Annotated in this window: 22 protein-coding genes and 1 pseudogene; 8 read left to right on the forward strand and 15 right to left on the reverse strand. The window is 71.0% G+C overall.

The window, feature by feature from the left end:
- Positions 1–143: 143 nt before the first annotated feature.
- The 10 genes from ACIOHP_RS26580 to ACIOHP_RS26625 all read right to left on the reverse strand — a co-directional run bounded on the left by ACIOHP_RS26580 (position 144) and on the right by ACIOHP_RS26625 (position 10,856).
- On the reverse strand, positions 144–1,142 hold the full coding sequence (locus tag ACIOHP_RS26580; protein WP_401891510.1) for a sugar phosphate isomerase/epimerase family protein: 999 nt from the start codon (positions 1,140–1,142) through the stop codon (positions 144–146).
- Positions 1,143–1,157: 15 nt separating this feature from the next.
- Positions 1,158–2,360, reverse strand: a complete 1,203-nt coding sequence (locus ACIOHP_RS26585; RefSeq protein WP_401891511.1) for a Gfo/Idh/MocA family protein — start codon at positions 2,358–2,360, stop codon at positions 1,158–1,160.
- Between the two features lie 83 nt (positions 2,361–2,443).
- Positions 2,444–3,481: a substrate-binding domain-containing protein gene (locus ACIOHP_RS26590; RefSeq protein WP_266885940.1), complete on the reverse strand. Its 1,038-nt coding sequence runs from the start codon at positions 3,479–3,481 to the stop codon at positions 2,444–2,446.
- A gap of 17 nt (positions 3,482–3,498) precedes the next feature.
- On the reverse strand, positions 3,499–4,518 hold the full coding sequence (locus ACIOHP_RS26595; RefSeq protein WP_401891513.1) for an ABC transporter permease: 1,020 nt from the start codon (positions 4,516–4,518) through the stop codon (positions 3,499–3,501).
- Entirely contained in the window at positions 4,515–6,032 is a 1,518-nt protein-coding gene (locus ACIOHP_RS26600) for a sugar ABC transporter ATP-binding protein (RefSeq protein ID WP_266820691.1), read from the reverse strand. Before ACIOHP_RS26600 ends, ACIOHP_RS26595 begins: the two co-directional genes overlap by 4 nt.
- 137 nt (positions 6,033–6,169) lie before the next feature.
- On the reverse strand, positions 6,170–7,351 hold the full coding sequence (locus tag ACIOHP_RS26605) for an ROK family protein (RefSeq protein WP_401891874.1): 1,182 nt from the start codon (positions 7,349–7,351) through the stop codon (positions 6,170–6,172).
- A gap of 148 nt (positions 7,352–7,499) precedes the next feature.
- The gene (locus tag ACIOHP_RS26610) at positions 7,500–8,180 is read right to left on the reverse strand and encodes a GntR family transcriptional regulator (protein ID WP_401891515.1); all 681 of its coding nucleotides are present in this window, start codon (positions 8,178–8,180) and stop codon (positions 7,500–7,502) included.
- Positions 8,181–8,318: 138 nt separating this feature from the next.
- A complete protein-coding gene (locus tag ACIOHP_RS26615) occupies positions 8,319–9,266 on the reverse strand; it encodes a beta-ketoacyl-ACP synthase III (protein ID WP_401891517.1) in 948 nt (315 codons plus the stop codon).
- Positions 9,267–9,415: 149 nt separating this feature from the next.
- The gene (locus ACIOHP_RS26620) at positions 9,416–9,553 is read right to left on the reverse strand and encodes a hypothetical protein (protein ID WP_361541015.1); all 138 of its coding nucleotides are present in this window, start codon (positions 9,551–9,553) and stop codon (positions 9,416–9,418) included.
- On the reverse strand, positions 9,519–10,856 hold the full coding sequence (locus tag ACIOHP_RS26625) for an OFA family MFS transporter (RefSeq protein ID WP_401891519.1): 1,338 nt from the start codon (positions 10,854–10,856) through the stop codon (positions 9,519–9,521). Before ACIOHP_RS26625 ends, ACIOHP_RS26620 begins: the two co-directional genes overlap by 35 nt.
- A 190-nt stretch (positions 10,857–11,046) precedes the next feature.
- On the opposite strand from ACIOHP_RS26625, the pseudogene ACIOHP_RS26630 reads away from it, so the two are divergent.
- Together ACIOHP_RS26630 and fdhD are read left to right on the forward strand one after the other, a co-directional pair.
- A pseudogene (locus ACIOHP_RS26630) lies at positions 11,047–11,196 on the forward strand (Fe-S-binding domain-containing protein); the annotation flags it as partial.
- Positions 11,197–11,203: 7 nt separating this feature from the next.
- Positions 11,204–12,052, forward strand: a complete 849-nt coding sequence (gene fdhD, locus ACIOHP_RS26635) for a formate dehydrogenase accessory sulfurtransferase FdhD (RefSeq protein WP_401891520.1) — start codon at positions 11,204–11,206, stop codon at positions 12,050–12,052.
- Between the two features lie 49 nt (positions 12,053–12,101).
- Here the strand turns inward: fdhD and ACIOHP_RS26640 are convergent, their stop codons facing one another.
- Complete coding sequence (locus tag ACIOHP_RS26640; RefSeq protein WP_401891522.1) at positions 12,102–12,629, reverse strand: isochorismatase family protein; 528 nt, start codon at positions 12,627–12,629, stop codon at positions 12,102–12,104.
- Between the two features lie 172 nt (positions 12,630–12,801).
- Here ACIOHP_RS26640 and ACIOHP_RS26645 point away from each other — a divergent pair, with 172 nt between their 5' ends.
- Positions 12,802–14,034: a DUF4185 domain-containing protein gene (locus tag ACIOHP_RS26645; protein WP_401891523.1), complete on the forward strand. Its 1,233-nt coding sequence runs from the start codon at positions 12,802–12,804 to the stop codon at positions 14,032–14,034.
- Here ACIOHP_RS26645 and ACIOHP_RS26650 read toward each other — a convergent pair.
- A complete protein-coding gene (locus ACIOHP_RS26650; protein WP_401891875.1) occupies positions 13,970–15,013 on the reverse strand; it encodes a bile acid:sodium symporter family protein in 1,044 nt (347 codons plus the stop codon). The two genes, ACIOHP_RS26645 and ACIOHP_RS26650, sit on opposite strands and share 65 nt — an antisense overlap.
- A 162-nt stretch (positions 15,014–15,175) precedes the next feature.
- Between ACIOHP_RS26650 and ACIOHP_RS26655 the strand changes: the two genes are divergently transcribed.
- Positions 15,176–16,039 carry a LysR substrate-binding domain-containing protein gene (locus ACIOHP_RS26655; RefSeq protein WP_401891525.1) on the forward strand — a complete coding sequence of 288 codons (864 nt, stop codon included), beginning with the start codon at positions 15,176–15,178 and terminating at the stop codon, positions 16,037–16,039.
- Here ACIOHP_RS26655 and ACIOHP_RS26660 read toward each other — a convergent pair.
- Positions 16,036–17,019, reverse strand: a complete 984-nt coding sequence (locus tag ACIOHP_RS26660; protein ID WP_401891527.1) for an Lrp/AsnC family transcriptional regulator — start codon at positions 17,017–17,019, stop codon at positions 16,036–16,038. The genes ACIOHP_RS26655 and ACIOHP_RS26660 overlap by 4 nt on opposite strands.
- A 109-nt stretch (positions 17,020–17,128) precedes the next feature.
- On the opposite strand from ACIOHP_RS26660, the gene ACIOHP_RS26665 reads away from it, so the two are divergent.
- From ACIOHP_RS26665 to ACIOHP_RS26675, 3 genes are all read left to right on the forward strand, one after another.
- Complete coding sequence (locus ACIOHP_RS26665; protein ID WP_361541035.1) at positions 17,129–18,628, forward strand: MFS transporter; 1,500 nt, start codon at positions 17,129–17,131, stop codon at positions 18,626–18,628.
- 263 nt (positions 18,629–18,891) lie between these two features.
- Positions 18,892–20,718: an AMP-dependent synthetase/ligase gene (locus ACIOHP_RS26670; protein WP_401891529.1), complete on the forward strand. Its 1,827-nt coding sequence runs from the start codon at positions 18,892–18,894 to the stop codon at positions 20,716–20,718.
- A gap of 109 nt (positions 20,719–20,827) precedes the next feature.
- Positions 20,828–21,664 carry an aldo/keto reductase gene (locus ACIOHP_RS26675; RefSeq protein ID WP_361541041.1) on the forward strand — a complete coding sequence of 279 codons (837 nt, stop codon included), beginning with the start codon at positions 20,828–20,830 and terminating at the stop codon, positions 21,662–21,664.
- A 49-nt stretch (positions 21,665–21,713) separates the two neighbouring features.
- On the opposite strand, the gene ACIOHP_RS26680 is transcribed toward ACIOHP_RS26675, so the two are convergent.
- Positions 21,714–22,463 carry a LuxR C-terminal-related transcriptional regulator gene (locus tag ACIOHP_RS26680; RefSeq protein WP_401891530.1) on the reverse strand — a complete coding sequence of 250 codons (750 nt, stop codon included), beginning with the start codon at positions 22,461–22,463 and terminating at the stop codon, positions 21,714–21,716.
- 143 nt (positions 22,464–22,606) lie between these two features.
- Between ACIOHP_RS26680 and ACIOHP_RS26685 the strand changes: the two genes are divergently transcribed.
- Positions 22,607–23,308 carry a calcium-binding protein gene (locus ACIOHP_RS26685; protein WP_401891532.1) on the forward strand — a complete coding sequence of 234 codons (702 nt, stop codon included), beginning with the start codon at positions 22,607–22,609 and terminating at the stop codon, positions 23,306–23,308.
- On the opposite strand, the gene ACIOHP_RS26690 is transcribed toward ACIOHP_RS26685, so the two are convergent.
- Positions 23,305–24,252, reverse strand: a complete 948-nt coding sequence (locus ACIOHP_RS26690) for a DMT family transporter (protein WP_401891534.1) — start codon at positions 24,250–24,252, stop codon at positions 23,305–23,307. The genes ACIOHP_RS26685 and ACIOHP_RS26690 overlap by 4 nt on opposite strands.
- Positions 24,253–24,304 lie beyond the last annotated feature (52 nt).

Consider the following 24,304-nt stretch of genomic DNA (forward strand, 5'->3'; position numbering starts at 1 on the left):
GCGTCGAGCCGGGCCGCGGACCCGGTGCTCCCGTTGAGGACCGGGCAGGGCGTGGTGGTGCCCTCGGTGCGCAGGGCAGGGGCCGGCCGTACGGGCGGGTGCGTACGCCGGGATGCGCGTCATCCCGGCGTGTCGACAGGCGGTCAGTTGCCGAACGCCGCGTCGAAGGAGGCCGACGGCGGCTCGAAGTCGTATGCCTTGAGGCTCTTCAGTGCCTCGGGGGCACCCTGGAGCCGGTCCATGCCGGCGTCCTCCCACTCGACCGAGACGGGGCCCTGGTAGTCGATGGAGCGCAGCATCCGGAACACGTCCTCCCAGGGGACGTCGCCGTGGCCGGCGGAGACGAAGTCCCAGCCGCGGCGCGGGTCGCCCCAGGGCAGGTGGGAGCCGAGGCGGCCGTTGCGTCCGTCGAGGCGCTTGCGGGCCTCCTTGCAGTCCACGTGGTAGATGCGGTCGCGGAAGTCCCAGAGGAAGCCGACGGGGTCGAGGTCCTGCCAGACGAAGTGGCTGGGGTCGAAGTTGAGGCCGAACGCCGGCCGATGGTCGACCGCGTCCAGGGTGCGGACGGTCGTCCAGTAGTCGTAGGCGATCTCGCTGGGGTGGACCTCGTGGGCGAACCGCACACCCTGCTCGTCGAAGACGTCGAGGATGGGGTTCCAGCGGGTCGCGAAGTCCTCGTAGCCGCGCTCGATCATCGACTCGGGGGCGGGCGGGAACATGGCGACCAGGTGCCAGATGGCGGAGCCGGTGAAGCCGATGACGGTGTCGACGCCGAAGGCGGCCGCGGCCCGCGCGGTGTCCTTCATGCGGTCCGCCGCGCGCCGCCGAACCCCTTCCGGGTCGCCGTCGCCCCATACCTCGCTCGGCAGGATGGCCTGGTGGCGTTCGTCGATGATGGCGTCGCAGACGGCCTGGCCGACCAGGTGGTTGGAGACGGCCCAGCACTTCAGGCCGTACTTCTCCAGGAGTTGGTGGCGCGAGGTGAGGTACGTCGGGTCGGCCAGGGCCTTGTCGACCTCGAAGTGGTCGCCCCAGCAGGCGAGTTCCAGTCCGTCGTAGCCGAAGTCGCGGGCCAGACGGCAGACCTCTTCGAGGGGAAGGTCGGCCCACTGGCCGGTGAAGAGCGTGAATGTGCGCGGCATGTCGCTTGCGCCTCCTCAGACGGCTATGGGTGTGTAGACGGAGTTCTTCTCGGCGCTCTCCTCGACCGCCGCGAGAACGCGCTGGACCTGGAGTCCGTCGGTGAAGGAGGGTTCGGGGCGGCGGCCCTCGGCGACGGCGTGGACGAGGTCGCGGGCCTGGTGGACGAAGCTGTGCTCGTAGCCGAGGCCGTGGCCCGGCGGCCACCAGGCCTCCAGGTAGGGGTGGTCGGGTTCGGTGACCAGGATGCGGCGGAAGCCGGCGTGCGCGGCGGGCTCGGTGCCGTCGTGGTACGAGAGTTCGTTGAGGCGCTCCAGGTCGAAGGCCAACGAGCCGCGCTCCCCGTTGAGTTCGATGCGCAGGGCGTTCTTGCGGCCGGTGGCGTACCGGGTCGCCTCGAAGGAGGCGAGGGCGCCGGAGGTGAAGCGGCCGGTGAACAGGGCGGCGTCGTCGACGGTGACCTGGCCGGTGCCGGCGGACGTCACCGCGGACAGCCCGCTGGTGGCGCCGACGGGCAGGGGCCGTTCCCGGACGAAGGTCTCCGTGAGGGCGGACACCCCCGCGAGCCGCTCCCCCGCCAGGTACTGGGCGAGGTCGATGATGTGCGCCCCGAGATCGCCGAGCGAGCCCGAGCCGGCGTGTTCCTTGCGCAGCCGCCAGGTGAGGGGGAACTCCGGGTCGACCAGCCAGTCCTGAAGGTACGTCACCCGCACATGCCGCAGCCGCCCGAGGCGGCCCTCGGCGACCATGTTCCGGGCGAGCGCGGTGGCGGGCACCCGGCGGTAGTTGAAGCCGACCATCGACAACTGGCCGCGCCCGTAAGCCTCTTCGGCCGCCTCCGCCATCCGTGCGGCTTCCTCGACCGTGTTGGCGAGGGGCTTCTCGCACAGCACGTGCTTGCCCGCGGCGAGCGCGGCGACGGCGATCTCGGCGTGGCTGTCGCCGGGGGTGCAGATGTCGACGAGGTCGACGTCGTCCCGGGCGATCAGGGCACGCCAGTCGGTCTCGGCCGCCGCCCAGCCGTGCCGCTCGGCGGCGGCCCGCACGGCTGCCGGGTCACGGCCGCAGATCGCGGACAGCACCGGCTGCCTGGGCAGGTCGAAGACGCGGCCCACGGTGCGCCAGCCCTGGGAGTGGGCGGCGCCCATGAAGGCGTAGCCGACCATGCCCACCCTCAGGGGCGGCTTCTCGGCCCCTTCTGACTGCTGCGGCTGTGCCATGCGGAATGTCCTCCTCGTCGTCGTGGCGCGGTGGGGGGTGCCTCCCGCCCGACGGGCCGCTGCGGCCTGTCGGGCGGAACGCCTCACTTGAAGCCGGTGGACATGTACTGGTCGATGTTGGTCTTGTCGACGACGGCCGAGTAGAGCGTGAGCGAGGCCGGGATCTCGAACTCGGCAAGGCCGCCGATGCCCTTGCTCTGGCCGAGCGCGCGGGCGAGGTCGATCGCGGACGCGGCCATGGTCGGCGGGTAGAGGACGGTCGCCTTGAGGACACCGTCGTCCTTCTTGATGGCCTGGAACGCGGAGAGCGCGCCCGCGCCGCCGACCATCAGGAAGTCGTCCCGCCCGGCCTGCTCGATGGCCCGCAGCGCGCCGACCCCCTGGTCGTCGTCGTGGTTCCACAGGGCGTCGAACTTCGACTGGGCCTGCAGGAGTTGGGCCATCTTGGCCTGCCCGGACTCCACGGTGAACTCGGCGGCCTGCCGGGCCACCTTCTTGATGTTGGGGTAGTTCTTCAGGGCGTCGTCGAAGCCCTTGGTGCGCTGCTGGGTCAGCTCCAGGTTGTCCAGGCCGGCCAGTTCGATGACGCGGGCGTCCGACTTCCCTTTGAGCTTCTCGCCGATGTAGTGCCCGGCGTTGAGGCCCATGCCGTAGTTGTCGCCGCCGATCCAGCAGCGGTACGCCTGCGGGGTGTTGAAGATCCGGTCGAGGTTGACGACCGGGATGCCCGCGCGCATCGCCTGCAGTCCGACCTGGGTGAGCGCCTTGCCGTCGGCGGGCAGCACCACCAGGACGTCGACCTTCTTGTTGATCAGCGTCTCGATCTGGCCGATCTGCGCGGCCGTGTCGTTGGAGCCCTCGGTGATCTCCAGGGTGACGTCCGAGTACTTCTTGGCGCGGCTCTTGGCGTTGTCGTTGATGGCGTTGAGCCAGCCGTGGTCGGCCTGGGGTCCGGCGAAGCCGATGGTGACCTGCTTGCCGGGCTTGTCGTCGGCGGCCGGCTGGTCGTTGGCGGCCGGTTCGTCGTCCGAGTCGTTACTCGTGCAACCCACGAGGAGGGCACCCGCTCCTATGGCGGCGGTCCCGAAGAGCAGCCCTCTGCGGCTGGTGAGCTCTGGCATGGCGGTGAACCCTTTCCTCAGGTCGTGCTTGCGGTACGGCGCTGGACCAGCACGGCGGCGACGATGATCGCGCCCTTGGCGATCTGCTGGACGTCGCTCTGCAGGTTGTTCAGGGCGAAGATGTTGGTGATCGTGGTGAAGATCAGGACCCCGAGCACGGAGCCGGTGATGGTGCCGCGGCCGCCGCTGAGCAGCGTGCCGCCGATGATCGCGGCGGCGATCGCGTCGAGCTCGTAGAGGTTGCCGTTGGTGTTCTGGCCCGAGCCCGAGAGGATGATCAGCAGGAAGGCGGCGATGCCGCAGCACAGCCCGGACAGCAGGTAGAGGTAGAGGCGTTGGCGGCGGACGTCGATGCCGGCGAGGCGGGCGGCCTCCGCGTTCCCGCCGACCGCGACGGTGCGGCGGCCGAAGGTGGTGCGGTTGAGGACCAGCCAGCCGATGATCGTGACGACGGCGAAGACCATGACGAGCGGCGGGATGCCGAGGACGTAGGCGTCGCGCAGCCCGAGGTCCAGGACGCTGTCGACGGTGACGATCTGTGTCTTGCCGTCGGTGATCTGCAGGGCGAGGCCGCGGGCCGAGGCGAGCATGGCGAGCGTCGCGATGAAGGGGACCATCCCGCCGTACGCGATGAGCAGTCCGTTGACCAGTCCGCAGCCGAGGCCCACCAGGACCGCGGTGAGGAGGATGCCGCCGAAGCCGTACTCCTGGGTGGCGACCGTGGTGGCCCACACGGAGGCCAGGGCGACGATCGCGCCGACGGACAGGTCGATGCCGCCCGACATGATCACGAAGGTCATGCCGACCGTGACGACGCCGATCACCGAGCCCTGGGTGAGGACGAGTTGGAGGTTGCGGGTGTCGAGGAACTCGTCCGGCTTGGTGATCCCGCCGACCACGATCAGCGCGGCGAGGACTCCGAGCAGGGAGAGGGTGCGGAGGTCGACTCGGGCCAACAGCCCTCGCCAGACGGGTGGTTGAGACACGGGGGCGGTCTTTCCGGTGCCGTCCCGGGGCGGGGAGACGTGCTGCGTCATGACGCCGGGCTTCCTTCCATGACGAGGTCCAGTACGCGGGATTCGTCGAGCTCGCGGGCGGGGGCCGTGTGCACGACACGGCCCTCGCGCAGGACGAGGACGCGGTCGGCGAGGCCGAGCACTTCGGGCACCTCGCTGGAGACGAGCAGAACGGCCAGGCCTTCGTCGGCCAGTCGACGGACGACTGCATACAGTTCACTGCGGGCACCGACATCGACGCCGCGGGTCGGCTCGTCGAGGAGCAGCACCCGGCAGCCGCGCAGCAGCCAGCGGGCGAGGACGGCCTTCTGCTGGTTGCCGCCGGACAGGGTGCGGACCGGGACGGACGGGTTGTCGGGCCGCAGGGAGAGCTCGCGGGTGGCCGCCCTCGCCGCGCCGAGTTCGGCGCCGCGGTCGATCCAGCCGCCGCGCGAGAAGCGGGACATGGTGGAGACCGAGACGTTGCGGGTGACGGACTCCAGCATCAGCAGGGCCTGCGCCTTGCGCTCCTCGGGGGCGAGGCCGAGTCCGGCGCGGACGGCGGCGCGGACGCTGCCGGGCTTGAGCGGTCGGCCGTCGACCAGGACCTGCCCGGAGGTCGGCTTCCGTGCACCGTATACAGTCTCCAGTATTTCGGATCGGCCGGATCCGACGAGGCCGGCCAGTCCGACGATCTCACCGGGGTGCAGGGTGAGGTCGAAGGGCTCGAACTCGCCCTCCCGGCCCAGGCCTCGGACCTCCAGGACCGGGGTGCCCGTGGGAGGCGACACGGGCCGGTCGGGGAAGACGTACTCCACGTTCCGTCCCGTCATCAGCGCCACGACCTCGCGGGTCGGGGTCGACTTGGCGGGCAGCCCGCCCGCGACGGCCCGTCCGTCCTTCAGCACGGTGACGCGGTCGCCGATCCGCCGGATCTCCTCCAGCCGGTGGGAGATGTAGACGACGGCGACACCGTCCGCGGTGAGGTCGCCGACGATCCGGAAGAGGTTGTCGACCTCGTCCGGGTCGAGGGCGGCGGACGGTTCGTCCATCACGATGAGCCGTACGTCGTGGGAGAGGGCCCGTGCCATGGAGACGATCTGCTGCTGGGCCGCGGACAGGTCGCCGACCAGGCGGGCCGGGTCGATCTCGGGGTGCCCGAGCCGCTTGAGCAGCAGACCGGTCGACGCGCGGGCCGCCTTGCCCCGTACGACGAATCCGGCCGCCGTCGGTTCGTGGCCGAGGTGGACGTTCTCGGCGACCGACAGGTGCTCCACCAGGTCGAGTTCCTGGTAGATGGTGGCGATGCCGAGGCGCATGGCGGCGATCGGCGAGCGCAGGGTGACCGGCTCGCCGCGCCAGGTGATGGTGCCGTCGTCGGGCTGGTGGGCGCCAGCCAGGACCTTGATGAGGGTGGACTTGCCGGCCCCGTTCTGGCCGAGCAGACAGTGCACTTCACCGGCCTGGACGTCGAGGTCGACGCCGTCGAGGGCCCGGACTCCGGGGAACGACTTGGTGATGCCGGACATGCTGAGGAGCGGTGGTTCTGGTGCCATGTGTGGTTCCCCTCGGCTGGCGTGCGGGCCGTTTCAGGGCAGGGCGAGGCAGCGGGTCGTGCCGGTGGGCTGTGCCGGACCAGTGGCTTGCGGGGACTTGCGCGGGCCGCTTCCGGCTCACGCAGGCCTGTTCGGTGCTACGCGGGTGAGAACAGGTGGTCGCTGATCAGCCGGGCCGCGCCGATGACTCCGGCGGTGGGGCCCAACTCCCCCAGAACGATGGGCAGGTTGCCGGTCGCGAGGGGCAACGACTGGCGGTAGACCTGGGTGCGGATCGCGGCGAGCAGGGTGTGGCCGAGGCCGGTCACCCCGCCGCCGATCACCACCAGGCCGGGGTTGAAGAAGCTGACCAGGCCGGCGATGACCTGGCCGGTGCGGTTGCCGCCCTCACGGATGAGGTCGAGGGAGGTGGCGTCGCCGGCGGCGGCCGCGGCCGCGACGTCGATGGCGGTCAGGGTGCCGTTGCTCTCCAGCCGGGCGGCGAGTTCGGCGGAGTGTCCCTGCTGGGCCGCGTCGATGGCGTCCCGGGCGAGGGCCGCCCCGCTGAAGTGGGCTTCCAGGCAGCCCTGGTTGCCGCAGGCGCAGGGGCGGCCGTCGGGCACCGCCTGGATGTGTCCGATGTCGCCCGCGCTGCCCGTCGCACCGCGGTGGACCTCACCGCCGACGACGATGCCGCAGCCGATACCGGTGCCGATCTTGACGCAGAGGAAGTCGCCCACGGAACGTGCGACGCCCGCGTGCTGCTCCCCCATCGCCATCAGGTTCACATCGTTGTCGACCATGACCGGGCAGCCCAGCTCCTGGCTCAGCGCCTCCCGGACCGGGAACCCGTCCCAGCCCGGCATGATCGGCGGAGCCACCGGAACACCCTCGGGGAAACGGACCGGCCCCGGCACACCGATGCCGGCGCCGTCGAAACCCTCCGCGAGCCCCGTCGCCTTCAACTTCGCCGCCATGGACAGGACTTGCTCGAAGACCGCGACCGGGCCCTCGCGGACGTCCATGGGTTGGTTGAGGTGTCCCAGGATCTCCAGTTCGGCGTTGGTGACGGCGACGTCGACCGAGGTCGCGCCGATGTCCACACCGAGGAAGCGCAGATTGGGGGCGAGCCGGATGTTGTGGGAGCGGCGGCCGCCGCGCGAGGCAGCGAGTCCGTCGGCCACGACCAGGCCCGTCTCCAGCAGCCGGTCCACCTCCACGGCTAGTTTGGACCGCGACAGGTCGACCTGATCGCCGAGCTGCGCACGGGAGTTGGGACCCCCGTCACGCAACAGCTTGAGCAGCCGGGCCTGATGAGAATTCGCGGGTCGCGCCGTCATCCGTCTCACGAGCCCCTCCCCGCCTCACTCGGCCGCCTGCCGTCGTGCTTTCGAGGGGAACGTAGCAGCGGCTGCCCGACCTGGGAAGAAGCTGTGCATGAATTAGTGCCGACTTTCTCCACTCTCAGGACAAAGGAGAGTCGGCACCTCAGGACTTGGCCCGGGCGTGGTACGAGCGCCGCGTGTGTTCCGTGTGTTCGCGCATGAGCTGCGTGGCGCGGGTCTCGTCACGGTCCATGATCGCGCCGATCAGCTCCCGGTGTTCGTCCCAGGACTGCTGTCCGCGCTGCCGGGCGATGGGCGCGTAGTACCAGCGGACGCGCCGGTCGACCTGAGCGGCCAGCTCGGCGAGAACGGCGTTGCCGGCCAGTTCCATGACCTTCGCGTGGAAACGGGCGTTGAGCAGGACCGCGGCCTCCACGTCGTCCGCGGCGACGGCCCGCATGCCCTGCTCCTGGATGTCGCGCAGTGCCTCGATGCCGGCCTTGGACGCGCCCGCCGCGGCGAGCCGGGCGGCTTCGGCCTCCAGCAGCGTGCGGACGGTGAGGAGCTGGTCGGCCTCCTCCTCGGTGGGCTCGTGCACGAACGCACCCTGCGCGGGCCGCAGATCCACCCACCCCTCCGTGTTCAACCGCTGCAACGCCTCGCGCACCGGCTGCCGGGAGACGCCGAGGTGTCCGGCGAGCTCGCTCTCGACCAGATGCTGGCCCGGCTGCAGAGCACGGGTGGTGATGAGTTCGAGCAGCGCCTCGTAGACACGGTCGCGCAGCGGGCCGGGGCGTTCCAGCTTGGGCACCGCACCCTGCGGCAGTCCTGGCGTCGACAACATCGGTCGGTCCCCCTCCTGGCAGCGCGAGACGACTGCAGTCCGAAAGTCGGCATGAATTGTCTTTCGTCTACAGCCTACGGCGCACCGTAGCCAGTCCGTCACGGAGTCGACCGCGTCACACCATGTCGTACCGGCAGGTCACGGGCAGCGGACGACCTGTCCCGCGTACGACAGGTTCCCGCCGAACCCGAAGAGCAGCACCGGGTCCCCGGTGGAGAGGGCGCCCTGCTCGACGAGCTTGGAGAAGGCGAGCGGGATGCTGGCCGCGGAGGTGTTACCCGATTCGGCGACATCCCGTGCGACGACCGCGTTGACAACGCCGATCCGCTCGGCGAGCGGCTCGATGATCCGCAGATTGGCCTGGTGCAGGACGACCCCGGCGAGCTCCTCGGGCGCGAGCCCCGCCCGCTCGCAGGCCTTGCGGGCCAGGGGCGGCAGCTGGGTGGTCGCCCAGCGGTACACGCTCTGCCCCTCCTGCGCGAACCGCGCGGGCTGCCCCTCGATGCGCACCGCGTTCCCCATCTCGGGCACCGAACCCCACAGCACGGGCCCGATACCGGCCTCGTCGCCCGGACCGCAGGCCTCCACCACGGCGGCCCCCGCCCCGTCGCCCACGAGCACACAGGTCGTGCGGTCGGTCCAGTCGGCGACGTCGGACATCTTGTCGGCGCCGATGACCAGCGCCCGGGTCGCGGCACCCGCCCGGAGGGTGTGGTCGGCGGTGGCCAGCGCGTGCGTGAAGCCCGCGCACACCACGTTGACGTCCATCGCGGCGGGCGAGGGGATGCCGAGCCGGGCGGCGACCCGGGCGGCCATGTTCGGGGAGCGGTTCACGGCGGTGGACGTGGCGACCAGGACCAGGTCGATGTCGTCGGGCGCGAGACCGGCGGCGGCGAGCGCCTTGGCGGCGGCGTGCGAGGCGAGCTCGTCGACGGGCTCGTCGGGCCCCGCGATGTGGCGCGTGCGGATGCCCACCCGGCTCCTGATCCACTCGTCACTGGTGTCGACCAGGCCCGCCAGGTCCTCGTTGGTGAGTACCTTGGCGGGCTGGTAGTGGCCGACGGCGGCGATGCGCGAGCCGTTCATTGGGTGGTCCCCCTCGTTGCCTTGGGTAGCGGGATCCACCAGTCTGATCAGTGACTCGCGGGTACGACGGCACCCGAGGCGACAGGAAACCGTCGCCAAGGTTGTCGGCTTCTGTCAGGCCCTCGGACGCCCGAACACTTCCGGGACGCTCACTTGGTGAAGAGCTGCGTGGCCTTCTGGACGAGTTCGTACAGGCCGTAGGCGAGCGGCGCCCCCACCCACAGCCAGGCGAAGGCGATCAGCGGACGCCGGTCAGGCGGGCTCTGACTGCTGTCGGTCTGCGACATCGGCGGCCTCCCTCGGTGCGGGGATGTGGTGACGGACATCGACGGGCCGGACCAGTTCGTTGGCGACGAACCCGATCGCGAGCAGCCCGATCATGATGAAGAGGGACATGGTGTAGAGGGAGGAGCCGTCCTTGCCGGCCTCCTCCTGCCGGTCGGCGATCCAGTTCACGATCAGCGGTCCTAGGACACCGGCCGTGGACCAGGCGGTGAGCAGCCGGCCGTGGATCGCGCCGACCTGGTAGGTCCCGAAGAGGTCCTTCAGATAGGCGGGGATCGTGGCGAAGCCGCCCCCGTAGAACGAGAGGATCACCAGGGCGCACAGGATGAACACCGGCTTGGACGAGTCGCCGACCAGCGCGATGAGCAGATACATCAGCGCGCCCGCGCCCAGGTAGAGGCGGTAGATGTTCTTGCGGCCGATCAGGTCCGAGGTGGACGACCAGCCGATGCGGCCCGCCATGTTGGCCGCCGAGAGCAGCGCGACGAAACCGGCCGCGGCCGACACCGACACCGGCGTCGAGGTGTTCCTGAAGAAGTCCGTGATCATCGGCGCGGCCTTCTCCAGGATGCCGATGCCCGCGGTCACGTTCATGCAGAGCACGACCCACAGACACCAGAACTGCGGGGTCCGCACGGCATTGCGGGCGGAGACCTGCGGCCCCGCGAGAATGCTCGGCCCGCTGTCGCCGATGGGCTTCTCCGTGCGCGGCACCCGGACGAGCAGCACGCCCAGTGTCATGAAGACCGCGTACGACAGCCCGTGCACGAGGAACGCCGCCGCGATCCCGGAGCTGTCGGAGCCGAACGACTCCAGCATCTGCGCCGACCAGGGCGAGGCGATCAGCGCGCCGCCTCCGAAGCCCATGATGGCGATGCCGGTGGCCATGCCCGGCCGGTCCGGGAACCACTTGATCAGTGTCGACACGGGCGAGATGTAGCCGATGCCGAGGCCGATGCCGCCCACGAAGCCGTAGCCGAAGACGATCAGCCAGAACTGCTCGGTGTACGCACCCAGTGCGGAGAGCAGGAACCCGGACGAGAAGCAGATCAGGGCGACGGTCATCGCCCAGCGCGGTCCGTTGCGTTCCACGAGCGTGCCGCCGAACGCGGCCGACAGGCCGAGCATGACGATGCCCAGTTGGAAGGGCAGCGCGCTCTGCGTACCGCTGAGGCCGAGCGCGGACTCCAGGGGCGGCTTGAACACGGACCAGGCGTACGCCTGACCGATGGAGAGATGGACCGAGAGCGCGGCTGGGGGAACGAGCCAACGGCTCCAGCCGGTGGGGGCGACGGGGGGACTCATGATCCCGGACGGTAGGGAGAACCAGGGGAGTTGAGAAGGCGGCGCGTCGAAGGTATGCGATGAACGGTATGCAGCACGCGCCGAACGGTCGGACCATCCGGTTTCCGTGTCGTACCCACCACTGAGCGTGCCCTTGTCGGCACCTCGACCATACTGTAGACAATATGGGGTCGACGGCATTCGGTATCGCGCATCCCTCGGGGTGGGCTGCGGCCTGCGCCGGCGCGTGCAGGACAATGGCATCGTGAAGGTCACCGCGCCGCACGACGACCCGGTGACCGGGGGCAACCTCTGCATCAAGGGCCGTTTCGGCTACCAGCACGTACAGAACCGGGGCTGATCAGGACATGGGACGAGTCACGGAACGACGCAAGGTGATCCGCATCCGGGACGGGGCCGTCTCCTCCCGCCCGGACACGCTGGTCGCCGAGGAACCGCTGGAGATCCGGCTGAACGGCAAGCCGCTCGCGATCACCATGCGCACACCGGGCGACGACTTCGCCCTGGCGGCCGGTTTCCTGGTCAGCGAGGGTGTACTGGCGACCGGATCCGATCTGCGGAACATCGTCTACTGCGCGGGAGCGACCGTCGACGGTTCCAACACCTACAACGTGGTGGACGTGCGGACCGCCCCCGAGGTGGTGATCCCCGACATCACGCTCGAGCGCAACGTGTACACCACCTCGTCCTGCGGCCTGTGCGGCAAGGCGAGTCTCGACGCGGTCCGTACGACAACCCGATGGCCCATCTCCGACACTCCCCCGGTCCGTCTCGAACCCGAACTGCTCGCGGGCCTCCCCGACCGGTTGCGCGCGGCTCAGCGGGTCTTCGACCGGACCGGGGGTCTGCACGCCGCCGCCCTCTTCACCGAGGACGGCGAGCTCCTCGACATACGCGAGGACGTCGGCCGGCACAACGCCGTCGACAAGCTGGTCGGCCGTGCTCTCCAGAACGACGACCTGCCCCTGTCCCGCGTCGTCCTGCTCGTCTCCGGCCGGGCGTCCTTCGAGCTCGCCCAGAAGGCGGTCATGGCCGGCATCCCCGTCCTGGCCGCCGTCTCCGCGCCCTCGTCCCTCGCCGTCGACCTCGCCGTCGAGACCGGTCTCACCCTCGTCGGCTTCCTGCGCGGCTCGTCCATGAACGTGTACGCGGGAGAGGACCGCATCGCCCTGCGGACCACGGCCGCCCAGAACTGACCACGCCCCACGCGGCACACCGGCGAGCCCCGGGGTCCCGCCCCGGGGTTCAGCCCCGGCTGAGGGTCAGCTCCGCCGCGCGTACCACCGACCCCAGCCGGGGGAAGTCCAGCCGCACGGACGCCTCGTGCTCGGCCGTCGTGAACGCGGCCATGGCGTCCTCGACGAAGACGAGGTCGTAGCCGAGGTCGCCTGCGGCGCGGGCGGTGGACTCCACGCCGAGGTTGGTGGCGATGCCGCCGAACACGAGGGTGGTGACGCCGAGTTCACGGAGGCGGTCGTCGAGGCCGGTGCCCTGGAAGCCGCCGATGGTCCGCTTCACGATCTCGACGTCGCCGTCCCGGGCGAGGCCGGTCACCAGCCCGCTGCCGGGCGGCTGTTCGGCGACCCCGGGGCGTTCGACGCGGACGAGGACGACAGGGGCGCCCGCCGAACGGAAGGCGGTCGCCAACTCCTCGGAGACAGCGAGGACTTCGGTGCCCTTGCGGGGCTCCAGGGGCAGCGCGACGATCCGGTCCATCAGATCGACGAGGACGAGGGCACTGCGCGCCGGATCGAGGGTGACGGGTTCGGTCATGACGGAACGTTATCCGCCGTCAGCCGTCCGTACCGGAAATCCGGATCAACAGGCCCGGGAATCAACCGCGTTCGGCGACGCCGTACGCCGGCCCCGGGCGCCGCCCCGTTCGGCATCACGTTCCTCCGGCTGCCCATGGACCGGACGAGCAAGAGCCACTAACGTCCCGTGGGTGCCCGAGGACATACGAGCACGACAGCGGACGGGAACGGGGCTCGGCCTGTTGCTGGCCCTGGTTCTCGGGGCCGTGCTGCTCACGGCCCTGCCCAAGGACGACGATCGGCAGGATGCGGGCGACTGCATACCGCACACCGTCGGCGCGTGGTCGGCGGACGACCGGCTCACCGGCGAGTTCGCCCGCTACGGCGATGACGCCACCCGCGCCGACGACTGGACCGGCGGTGACGGCACCCACTCGGTGCGGCTGCCGGACGGCCGGGTGCTGTGGCTGTTCTCGGACACCTATCTCGGCCAGGTGTACGCCCCGCCCAACCCGGTCGGCGAGTCCTTCGCCTGGCGGGACACCACCGCCCCGCTGGTCCGCAATTCCGCGGTGCTGATGCGCGAGGGCCGGCTGGAGACCACCCTGCCGGCCCCGCTCTTCCCCGACCCGGCGCCCAACCAGTGGCGGTGGCCGGTCGCGGCGCGGGTCGAGCCGCGTGCGCCCGGGTCGGACGAGCGGGTCGTGCGGGTGCTGCTGTGGGTGCGGACGGCGGGGGCGGCGCCGTGGATCTACGGGATGCCGACGGCCACCGAGGTGGCCACGCTCTCGCTGCCCGATCTGCGGGTCGAGTCCATCACCAAGGTGTTCGACCAGCAGCTGGTCCCGGACGCCTCCCGGCGTGTCCTGTTCGGCACCACGCTGATCAAGGAGGACGGCTGGACGTACGTCTTCGGCGGCGACGACGGCCAGGCGGTGTCCCGTCCGGTCTCGTCGGCGTATGTGGCGCGGGTCCCGGAGGGCAGGCTCGGGGAGCCCGCGGCCTGGCAGTACTGGAACGGCTCCACATGGGCCTCCGGAGGCCGCCCGGCCCCGGTGCTCGGCAACCGGCACAAGCGCACCGGGGTCGGCAGCGCCTTCTCCGTGGTGCGCAAGGACGGCACGTACGTGCTGTTCACCATGGCGGCGGGTACCGCGGGACTGACCACCGTCACCTCGTACTGGGCCTGCTCCCCCACCGGTCCGTGGCACGGGCCGACCAGGAACCTCGGTGCCGCGCTGCCGGAGGGCGAGGTCGCGGCGTACAACCCGCAGGTCCACACCGAACTGGGCGGCGGCGGACGGCTGGTGCTCAGCTACGACGTGAACTGGCTGGAGCCGGCCGCCGCGGCGGCGCAGCTCAACCGGAACGTGTCCCTGTACCGACCGCGGTTCGTGACGCTGACGCTGAGGCCGACGAAGTGACCTCGGCCCCCGGCTCCTCCCCCGGCCGCCCCTCCGCGCCCAGGTCGTGGGAGCGGCGCTTGGCGATCACCGCGCACACCATCAGCTGCATCTGGTGGAAGAGCATCAGCGGCAGTACCGCCAGCGACGCGTGCGCGCCGAAGAGCACGCTCGCCATGGGCAGTCCGGAGGCGAGGGACTTCTTCGAGCCCGCGAACTGGATCGCGATCCGGTCCTCGCGGTCGAAGCGGAGCGCCTTTGCGCCGTACCAGGTCAGCGCCAGCATCACGGCGAGCAGTACGGCCTCGACCATGAGCAGCCCGGCCAGCCTGATCGGGCTCACCTGGTGCCAGATGCCCTGGACCATGCCCTCGCTGAACGCGGTGTAGACGACGAGGAGGATCGAGCCGCGGTCGACCAGTCCGAGGACCTTCTTGTGCCGGGTGACGAAGCCGCCGATCCAGCGGCGCAGCAGCTGCCCGGCGACGAACGGCACCAGCAGCTGGAGCACGATCTGGACGAGCGAGTCGGCGGAGAAGCCGCCGGCGCTGCTGCCGAGCAGGGCGGCGGCCAGCAGCGGGGTGATGACGATGCCGACCAGCGAGGAGAACGAGCCGGCGCAGATCGCCGCGGGCACGTTGCCGCGGGCCATGGAGGTGAAGGCGATCGACGACTGGATGGTCGAGGGGACGAGGGTGAGGAAGAGCAGGCCCTGGTAGAGCGGTTGGGTCAGCAGCACCGGGACGAGGCCGCGGGCGGCCATGCCGAGGAGCGGGAATATGAGGAAGGTGCAGGCCAGGACCGTGACATGGAGCCGCCAGTGCTTGACCCCCTCCATCGCCTCACGGGTGGAGAGGCGGGCGCCGTAGAGGAAGAAGAGGAAGGCGATCGCGGCGGTGGAGGCTCCGGAGGCGACGTCCGCGCCCGTCCCGCGCGCCGGGAGGAGGGCGGCGAGGCCCACCGTTCCCAGGAGCAGCAGGATGTACGGGTCGATCGGCATCCAAGTCGGCCAACGCAGGCGTTTCACGGTGCTCCATCTAGCTGGTGTCTGTCGGCGGTACCGGGGCCGCAGGACCCCCGTTCATCGTCCTCCTCCGGACCGCGATCGGGAATCCGGCATACGGCACTGACTGTCATCACGTTCCGCGATAAGCTCCGGCTCATGTACGACCCGTCGCAGTTGCGTACGTTCCTGGCGGTGGCGCAGACGCTGAGTTTCACGCAGGCGGCCCGGCGGCTCGGGCTGCGCCAGTCGACGGTCAGCCAGCACGTACGGCGGCTGGAGGACGCCACGGGGCGGCAGTTGTTCACCCGGGACACCCACTCCGTGGAGCTGACGGAGGACGGCGAGGCGATGCTCGGCTTCGCGCGCCGGATTCTGGACGTGCACGAGCAGGCGTCGGCATTTTTCACGGGTACCCGGCTCCGCGGCCGGTTGCGCTTCGGCGCGTCGGAGGATTTCGTGCTGACCCGGCTGCCGGAGATCCTGGAGGGCTTCCGCCACGACCATCCCGAGGTCGACCTGGAGCTGACCGTCGAGCTCTCGGGCACCCTGCACGAGCAGTTGGAGGCCGGGAAGCTGGATCTGGTGCTGGCGAAGCGGCGGCCGGAGGATCCGCGCGGTGAACTCGTCTGGCACGACAAGCTGGTGTGGATCGGCGCGGAACGGCTCCGCCTCGAGGCGGACCGCCCGGTTCCGCTGATCGTCTATCCCCCGCCGGGTATCACCCGCGCCCTCGCCCTGGAGGCGCTGGAGCGTCAGGGCCGTGAGTGGCGCATCGTCTGCACCAGCGGCAGCCTCAACGGCCTCGTCGCCGCGGCCCGCGCCGGCCTCGGCGTGATGGCCCACTCCCACGGCCTGGTCCCACCGGGCCTGGTCCGTGTGCCGGACCGCGCGGGTCTGCCCGAACTCGGCCGGGTCGACTTCGTCCTGGTCCACGGCCGCAGACGCACGGCGGCCCAGGGCGCGGCGGACGCGCTGGCGGCGGCGATCCTGACGGGCGGGGACCGGCTGCACCGGCGTTAGCGGCCGGGCATCGCGTACGTCAGCTGCTTCACCCGGCGCAGGAACGGCGTCGCCTCCACGTGCTGGACCCCCTCCAGCCGGCCCAGGGGCCCGCTCAGGTAGGCGTACAGACCCGCCGCGTCCCGGACGACCACGGTCGCGACGAGGTTGGACGGGCCGGCCGTGGCGCTGGCGAAGGCGACCTCGTCGTGACCGGCGAGGGCCCGGCCCACGGAGGTCAGGGCGCCCGGGGCGGCGGTGATCCACAGACAGGCCGCCCGCGGATAGCCGAGCACCTCGGAGTGGTACTCGATGTCGATGTACACGGCCCCGGAGCCGAGCAGCGTGGCGAGGCGGCGTTTGACGGCGGACTCGGAGCGGCCGGTGGCCCGCTGGAGTTCGGGGTAGCCCGCCCGTCCGTCGCGCCGGAGGACGGCGAGCAGGGGTTCGTCGTCGGGTTCGGGACGGACCGGTCCGGGCGCGGGCCGCGGGTGCGGTCGCAGGGCGGCGACCTGTTCGCCGGTGAGCGCGCCGAACTTCCCCGACCAGCCGCCCGGGCCGCCGTAGAAGCGGTGGAGCAGCTGGTGGGCGCGGATGTCCACGACGCTCGGGGTGCGAGGCAGTTTGCCGAGGAGCAGTTCGTCGTGGTCGCCGGAGCTGCGCGGCAGGGTCATGCAGACGATCTCGGTGCCCCCGGAGGCCAGTCCGATCCAGGACGTGTCGGGTCGTTTGGCGAGGGCGTCGGAGATGCTGGGGGCGCTGTCGGGCGCACAGCGGAACCGGAGCATCCACTGGTCCGCGCCGAGGACGTACGCGTCGCGGAGCGCGAGGACCCGCAGCCCGGCCTCGGCGCACAGCTTGCGGTAGCGGCGGGCGATCGTCTGGTCGGAGGCCCCGAGCACCGCGCCGAGACGGCTGAAGGAGGCGCGGCCGTTGACCTCGAGCGCCGAGAGCAATTGGAGGTCGAGGGCGTCCAGAACGGTGGATTCCAGCGTCAACATGCCTTCTCCTGTCGAGTTCCGGCGCTCTGATACCCATCACCGATGGGATCGTCCGTATCGGAGCCATCGTACGAACCGCTACGCAGCCCACGGACGAGGAGTTGAGGACATGCGTACATGGGGGCCGCTCACCGCGGTGTGCCTGGGCACGTTCATGTTGTTGCTGGATGTGACGATCGCGATCGTCGCGCTGCCGGACATGGCGCGTGCGCTGGACGCGTCGCTGAGCGATCTGCAGTGGGTGATGGACGGGTACGCGCTGGCGCTGGCCGCGCTGCTGCTCGGGATCGGGGCCGCGGCCGATGTGCTCGGGCACCGGCGGGTGCATGTGGCGGGTGTCGTGGTGTTCGCGGTGGCGTCGCTGCTGTGCGGCCTCGCCTCCGGGCCGGGGGCGCTGGTCGCGGCACGGGGACTGCAGGGGGTGGGCGCGGCGGCGATGTTCGCGACGACGCTGCCGCTGCTGGGCTCGGTCTACCAGGGGCGGAGGCGGTCGGTGGCGCTCGGTGTGTGGGGCGCGGTGAGCGGCGGGGCGGCCGCGGTGGGGCCGGTGCTCGGCGGGCTGCTGACCGACGGGCCGGGCTGGCGGTGGATCTTCTACGTCAATCTGCCGGTGAGCGTGGCCGCGGTGTGGCTGACGCTGCGGCTCGTGCCCGAGTCGCGGGCGGCGCGCGGGCGCCGGGTGGACTGGGCGGGCACGGTGACGTTCGCGGGCTTCGCGGGCGGGGTGACGTACGGGGCGGTGCGGGCCGGCTCGCACGGCTGGACCGCGGCCGGCACCCTCGCCTCGTTCGGGCTCGCGGCGCTCGCGCTGGTCTGCTTCGTCGTGGTGGAGCGGCGGGTGGCCGATCCGCTGCTGGATCTGCGGCTGTTCCTGCGCCCCGCGTTCAGTGGGGTGATGGCGGGGGCGCTCGCCTACAACGCGGCGGCGTTCGGGGTGATGGCGTACACCTCGATCTGGCTGCAGACCGTGCTGGGGATGAGCCCGGTGCGCGGCGGGCTGGTGTTCCTGTGGATGTCGCTGGCCGCGTTCGTGGTGTCCGCGGTCGGCGGGCGTCTGCTGCACGGGGTGCCGGTCCGGATCACCGTCGGGGGCGGGCTGCTGCTGATCGGTTCGGGGCAGTTCTGCATGGCGGTGCTGGACGCGGGGTCGGGGGCGGCGGTTCTGGTGCCGGGGCTGCTGCTGGTGGGCTTCGGTACGGGGCTGGTGGCGCCCGGTATCGCGGGGGCCGCGCTGGCCGCCGTACCGCCGGAGCGGGCGGGGATGGCCGGTGGCGCGGTGAACACCTTCCGGCAGCTCGGGTACGCGCTCGGGATCGCCGGTTTCGGTACCGCGCTGACCTCCCGGATGCGGGACACGCTGCCGCCCGAGGCGGCGCACACGCTCGCGGGCGGCGGCGCCGGGGCGCTGCGGGGCGTCTTCCCGGAGCAGGTGCTGCGGGCGGCGTTCGCCTCGGGGCTCAACACGGCGGCGGTGACCGCGGGTGCGCTGGCGACGGTCGGCGGGGTGCTGGTCCTCGCCCTGGTCCGGGCGCCGGTCGCCGGCGAGGCGGGTGTGACGGATCCGGCCGCGAAGACGCTGACAGAGGAGACGGCAGCGCGGCGGAACTGATCCTTCCGCGAGCCGCCGTGAGCCGTGCCCGGGTCCGTAGCCGGGTCGTACAGATTCGGTGGAGATTACGGGACCGAAACTTACTCAACCGTCAGTTTTCTGTCCGACCCTTCCCCATGTGAGCGCATTTTCCGGCGCTGACCAGTGCGTACCCGAACATCGCTCGGATCCGCACCCCCTCCCGCCCCGTCCCCGGGTGGGGTAGCTTTCACGGCGCTGTGCGGAGCCACCAGGAACGGGGACCAGGGAGCGGGGAGCGGGGTTTGCGCGAGTTCACCAACCCTCCGTTGGCGTTGCCGTCCCCCGTGGGGGGACTGGCCGACGTCGTCTTCCGGCGTGCCGAGGAGGACCCGCTGCACATCGCGCTCGGCCGCAAGGACGAGCAGGACCAGTGGCGTGACGTCTCCTCCGCGGAATTCCGGGACGAGGTGCTCGCCCTCGCCAAGGGGCTGCTCTCCCAGGGCATCCGGTTCGGTGACCGGGTCGCCATCATGTCCCGCACCCGCTACGAGTGGACCCTCTTCGACTACGCCCTGTGGACGATCGGCGCCCAGGTGGTGCCGATCTACCCCACCTCCTCGGCCGAGCAGTGTTTCTGGATGCTCTACGACGCCGAGTGCACGGCCGCGGTCGTGGAGCACGAGGACCACGCGATGACGATCGCCACCGTCATCGACCGGCTGCCGCAGCTGCACCGGCTGTGGCAGCTGGACGCCGACGCCGTGCACGAGCTGTACGACGCGGGCGCCGCCCTCGACGACGACGTGGTGCACCGGCACCGGCAGGCGGTCACCCCGGACTCGGTCGCCACGATCATCTACACCTCGGGCACCACGGGCCGCCCCAAGGGCTGTGTCATCACCCACGGCAGCTTCATGTGGGAGGCGGACACGGTCGCCGAGCGCTGGGAGCCGGTGTTCCACTCCAAGAAGGGCGACGAGGCGGCGACCCTCCTGTTCCTGCCGCTCGCGCACGTCTTCGGGCGGATGGTGGAGGTCGCCGCGATCAGCCGCGGGGTGCGCTTCGGGCACCAGCCGCAGCTCAACGCCGCCGCGCTGCTGCCGGACCTGGCCGCGTTCAAGCCGACGTTCATCCTCGCCGTGCCGTACATCTTCGAGAAGGTCTTCAACGCCGCCCGCCGCAAGGCCGAGAAGGAGGGCAAGGCCGGGCCCTTCGAGAAGGCCGTCGAGATCGCCGTGAAGTACGCGGAGGCCGTCGAGGCCAAGGCCTGGGGCATCGGGCCCGGCCCTTCGGCGGGTCTACGCGTGCAGCACCAGCTCTTCGACAAGCTCGTCTACGCCAAGGTGCGGGCCGCGATGGGCGGCCGCATCCGCAACGCGATGTCGGGCGGCTCCGCGATGGACCGCCGGCTCGGCCTGTTCTTCGCGGGCGCGGGCGTGCAGATCTACGAGGGCTACGGCCTGACCGAGTCGACGGCGGCCGCGACCGCCAACCCGCCCGGGCGCACCCGCTACGGCACGGTCGGCCAGCCCATCCCCGGCGTCACCGTGCACATCGCGGACGACGGCGAGATCTGGCTGCACGGTCCCAACATGTTCCAGTGCTACCTCAACAACCAGAAGGCCACCGACGAGACCCTGCACGACGGCTGGCTCGCCACCGGCGACCTGGGCTCCCTGGACGAGGACGGCTTCCTCACGATCACCGGCCGCAAGAAGGAGATCCTGGTCACCTCGGGCGGCAAGAGCGTGGCGCCCGGGCTGCTGGAGGAACGCGTCCGGGACCATCCGCTGGTCGCCCAGTGCATCGTCGTGGGCAACGACCGCCCGTACATCGCCGCACTGGTCACCCTCGACCAGGAAGCCGTCGAGCACTGGCTGGCGATGCGCGGCAAACCACAGCTGACGGCGGCCGAGCTGGTGCGGGACGCGGACCTGGAGACGGAGGTCAGACGGGCCGTGGTCGCCGCCAACACGCTGGTCTCGCAGGCCGAGTCGATCCGTACGTTCCGCATCCTGGCGCAGCCGTTCACCGAGGAGCACGGGCTGCTGACGCCGTCGCTGAAACTGAAGCGCAAGGCGATCGAGACGACGTACGCCGGCGAGGTCGAGGCCTTGTACCGGGCCTGAGCTTGTTTCCGGCGGATTCTGTCGGATTCCGCGGTCAGGAATGCATCGGGGCGGTTGATCGTTGACGATGGGAGTACCACCTGTCGGCAACCGTAAGGATCAAGAGCTCGTGAGCAGCAAGGTCCCCCCGATCATCCTCAACAACGGCGTGGAGATGCCCCAGCTGGGGTTCGGAGTCTGGCAGGTGCCGGACGACGAGGCCGAGCAGGCGGTCAGCACCGCTCTGGAGGCCGGGTACCGCAGCATCGACACAGCGGCGATCTACGGCAACGAAGAGGGCACCGGCAAGGCGATCGCCGCCGCCGGTCTCCCGCGCGAGGACATTTTCGTCACCACCAAGCTCTGGAACAGCGACCAGGGATACGACGCCACCCTGCGTGCCTTCGACACCTCGCTGGAGAAGCTCGGCCTGGACTTCGTGGATCTGTACCTGATCCACTGGCCCACCCCCGAGCGGGACTTGTACGTCGACACGTACAAGGCGTTCGAGAAGCTGCACGCCGACGGCCGCGTCCGTGCCATCGGTGTGTCCAACTTCGAGCCCGCGCACCTCGAGCGGCTGATCGCCGAGACGTCCGTCATCCCGGCCGTCGACCAGATCGAGCTGCACCCGCACCTCCAGCAGCGCGCGGCCCGCGAGTACCACGCGGAGCAGGGCATCGCCACCGAGGCCTGGTCGCCGCTCGGCCAGGGCAAGGGTCTCCTGGAGGTCCCGGCGGTCGTGGCCATCGCGCAGAAGCACGGGCGCACCCCGGCGCAGGTCGTCCTGCGCTGGCATCTTCAGCTGGGCAATGTCGTGATCCCCAAGTCCGTGACTCCGTCCCGGATCAAGGAGAACATCGAGGTCTTCGACTTCAGCCTGGACACCGAGGACCTCGCCGCGATCAGCGCGCTCAACGAGGACCGGCGGCTGGGCCCGGACCCGTCGACGTTCAACGCGGCCTGACGGTACGGCGTTCCGGGGCCCGGGCGGTGGTGCGCCGCCCGGGCCTTCGTCATGTCCCCGCCTCGGGCTCGGGGAACAGCCGCGCGAGGGCGGCGGTACGGCTGGAGACGCCGAGCTTGCGGAAGGTGTTCTCCAGGTGCTTGCGGACGGTACTGGGCGCGACGACGAACTGCCGGGCGATGGCGTCGGTGCCGAGCCCGTCCGCGACGGCCCGCATGACGTCGAGTTCCCGGACGGTGAGCCGCACCGGCGCCTGCCGGCGCAGCGCGGCCTCCCGGTAGACCGCGTACAGGTGCGGACGCATCAACTCCAGTACGAGGCGGTCGCGTTCGCTGAAGCGGCGTGAGGTCTCCCGGGAGAAGTTGTACGTGCGGATGCGGCCGGGCGCGCTGGGCAGCATCACGAAGAGCGTGTTGACGACGGGCTTCAGATACTCGCTGTAGAAGGCCTGGTTCCGTATCTCCCGTGCGGACTGGTAGTCCAGGTTCTGGGCGACCGGGAGACGGCCGCAGGCCTGGTCGGCGAGTCGGCAGTGCGGATGCTGGTGCCGCCAGCGCCAATAGGCCTCGATGTGCGGATCGTCGCCGTAGTCGCTCGCGTACACCTCCTCCTGGAGATGCAGATACCGGCGGGTGGGATTGTCGACCTCGTCGAACCCGGCCAGGTCGCAAGGGATCAGCCGGCCCAGCCCGCGCAGGAGACTGCGGGGCGGGAACTCGTCCCCGTCGTCCTGCCGGGCCTCGTCGAGGACGTCGAACATCGTCCGCAGGTCGTGTGTCGTGATCGAGTGACGGCTCATGTCCGCCTCCTGTCGCCGGACTTCTTCGACGGTACGCCTCTGCGGTCGAGGGCCCTGAGGATTCGTCAAATGGCGAATGGTGGCGGGGGCTTGGTGAGTCCACCGTGGTCTCCAGGTATCCGAGCGAGAAACGGGGTTCAGCAATGGAGACACGAACACGGACAGGGGCGTTCACCGCGGCCTGCGCGGCGGTCGCCCTCGCCGGCGGCATGGTCCTCGCGGCGCAGACGGACGCGGCGGCCGCAGCGCAGGACTGCTTTAACTCTCCCGCCACGGTGTGGGGCGGCAGCGGTCCGGACACCCTCAACACCGGTGCGGCCAAGGATGTGGTGCACGGGCTGGGCGGGAACGACAGGATCGACTCCGGCGCCGGCGCGGACACGGTCTGCGGGGGCAGGGGCAACGACACCCTGCTCGCGGGTAGTGGCGACGACCGGGTCACGGGCGATGAGGGCGAGGACGTCATCCGGGGGTATGCGGGCTCCGACGAGCTGCGGGGGTTCGACGGCAAGGACACCGTGGACGGCGGCGACGGAATCCACTTCACCTGGAACTGGGGCAACGACAGGCTGTTCGGCGGCCGCGGGCCGGACACCCTGCTGGGCAGCGCGGGCAAGGACACGCTGGACGGCGGACCCGGGCCGGACACCCTCGACGGCGGCCTCGGACGGGACGTGCTCAAGGGCGGCGCCGGGAAGGACATGCTCCGGGGCAACTCGGGTGACGACACGATCGACGCCCGGGACAACGAGAAGGACCGCGTGCGCGGCCACGCCGGCCACGACCGCTGCTACGTCGACCCGATCGACGACGTGTCCGGCTGTGAGGTCAAGGTGTTCGGCTAGGCGTCACGAGGGGCGTCCTCCTCCGAGGAGGGGGCGCCCCTTCGGCCGGTCACCGTGGCGTACGCGCTGACCAGGATCAGCGCGGCGCCGGCCCACTGCGCAGGGGAGGGCCGCTCCCCCAGTACCAGCGCCCCCAGCGCCAACGCGCCGACGGGCGTCAGGAGCAGCAGGACCGCGCCGACGTGGCTCGGGAGCCGGGGCGAGTAGACGGCGACCATGAGCCAGCCGATGATGCCGCTGGTGAGCGCCGCCAGGGCGAGCCAGGCCAGGGTGCCCGCGGGCGGGGCGAGGTCGAGGGCGCCCCAGGCCCAGCCGCCGAGAGCCGAGGCGACGGTGGCCGAGAAGACCACCGCGGTGTAGGTCGTGCGGACGTGGCCGTGGAAGCCGCCGCGGCGCAGGAGGAACAGGAAACCCGAGTAGCTGAGAGCCGCCAGAATCGCGTGGAGGGTGCCCGCCGCGGGGTCGCTGCCGCTCGCGCCCTTCTCGAACAGCCCACCGGTGAGCGCCACACCGGCGACCAGGACCGGCAGCCACAGCAGGAAACGGCCCGGGACGCACTCACGATCCACCGCCCAGGCCAGCAGCGGCACCAGGACGACCTGCACATTGACCAGCACGGTCGACAGTCCCGCGCCCACCTCGCCGATCGCCTTCGTCCACAGCAGCATGTCCCCCGCGAACAGCACCCCGCCCACCAGTCCGTACGCCAGCTGCCGCCGGGGCGGCGGGCCTTCGCGCCGGTACTCCGGAAGGACCAGCAGCACCAGCGCGGGCAGCGCCAGCAGACACCGGTACACCGAGGCCGTACCGGCGTCCGCGCCGGACAGTTCGATGCACACCGGCGACACGGCCAGCGTCAGCGCGGCGACCGCCTGCCCGCCGCGCGGGCCCAGGGGCTCCCGGGACGGGCGCAGACGGTCTCGGACGGTGTCGGTACGTGCCACGGAGCGGTCCTCGCGACGGTTACGGAGATCGCCCGCGTACCCGCGCCCCGAC

Origin of the sequence: Streptomyces sp. NPDC087859 (assembly GCF_044742595.1) — a bacterium.
GTDB lineage: Bacteria > Actinomycetota > Actinomycetes > Streptomycetales > Streptomycetaceae > Streptomyces > Streptomyces canus_F.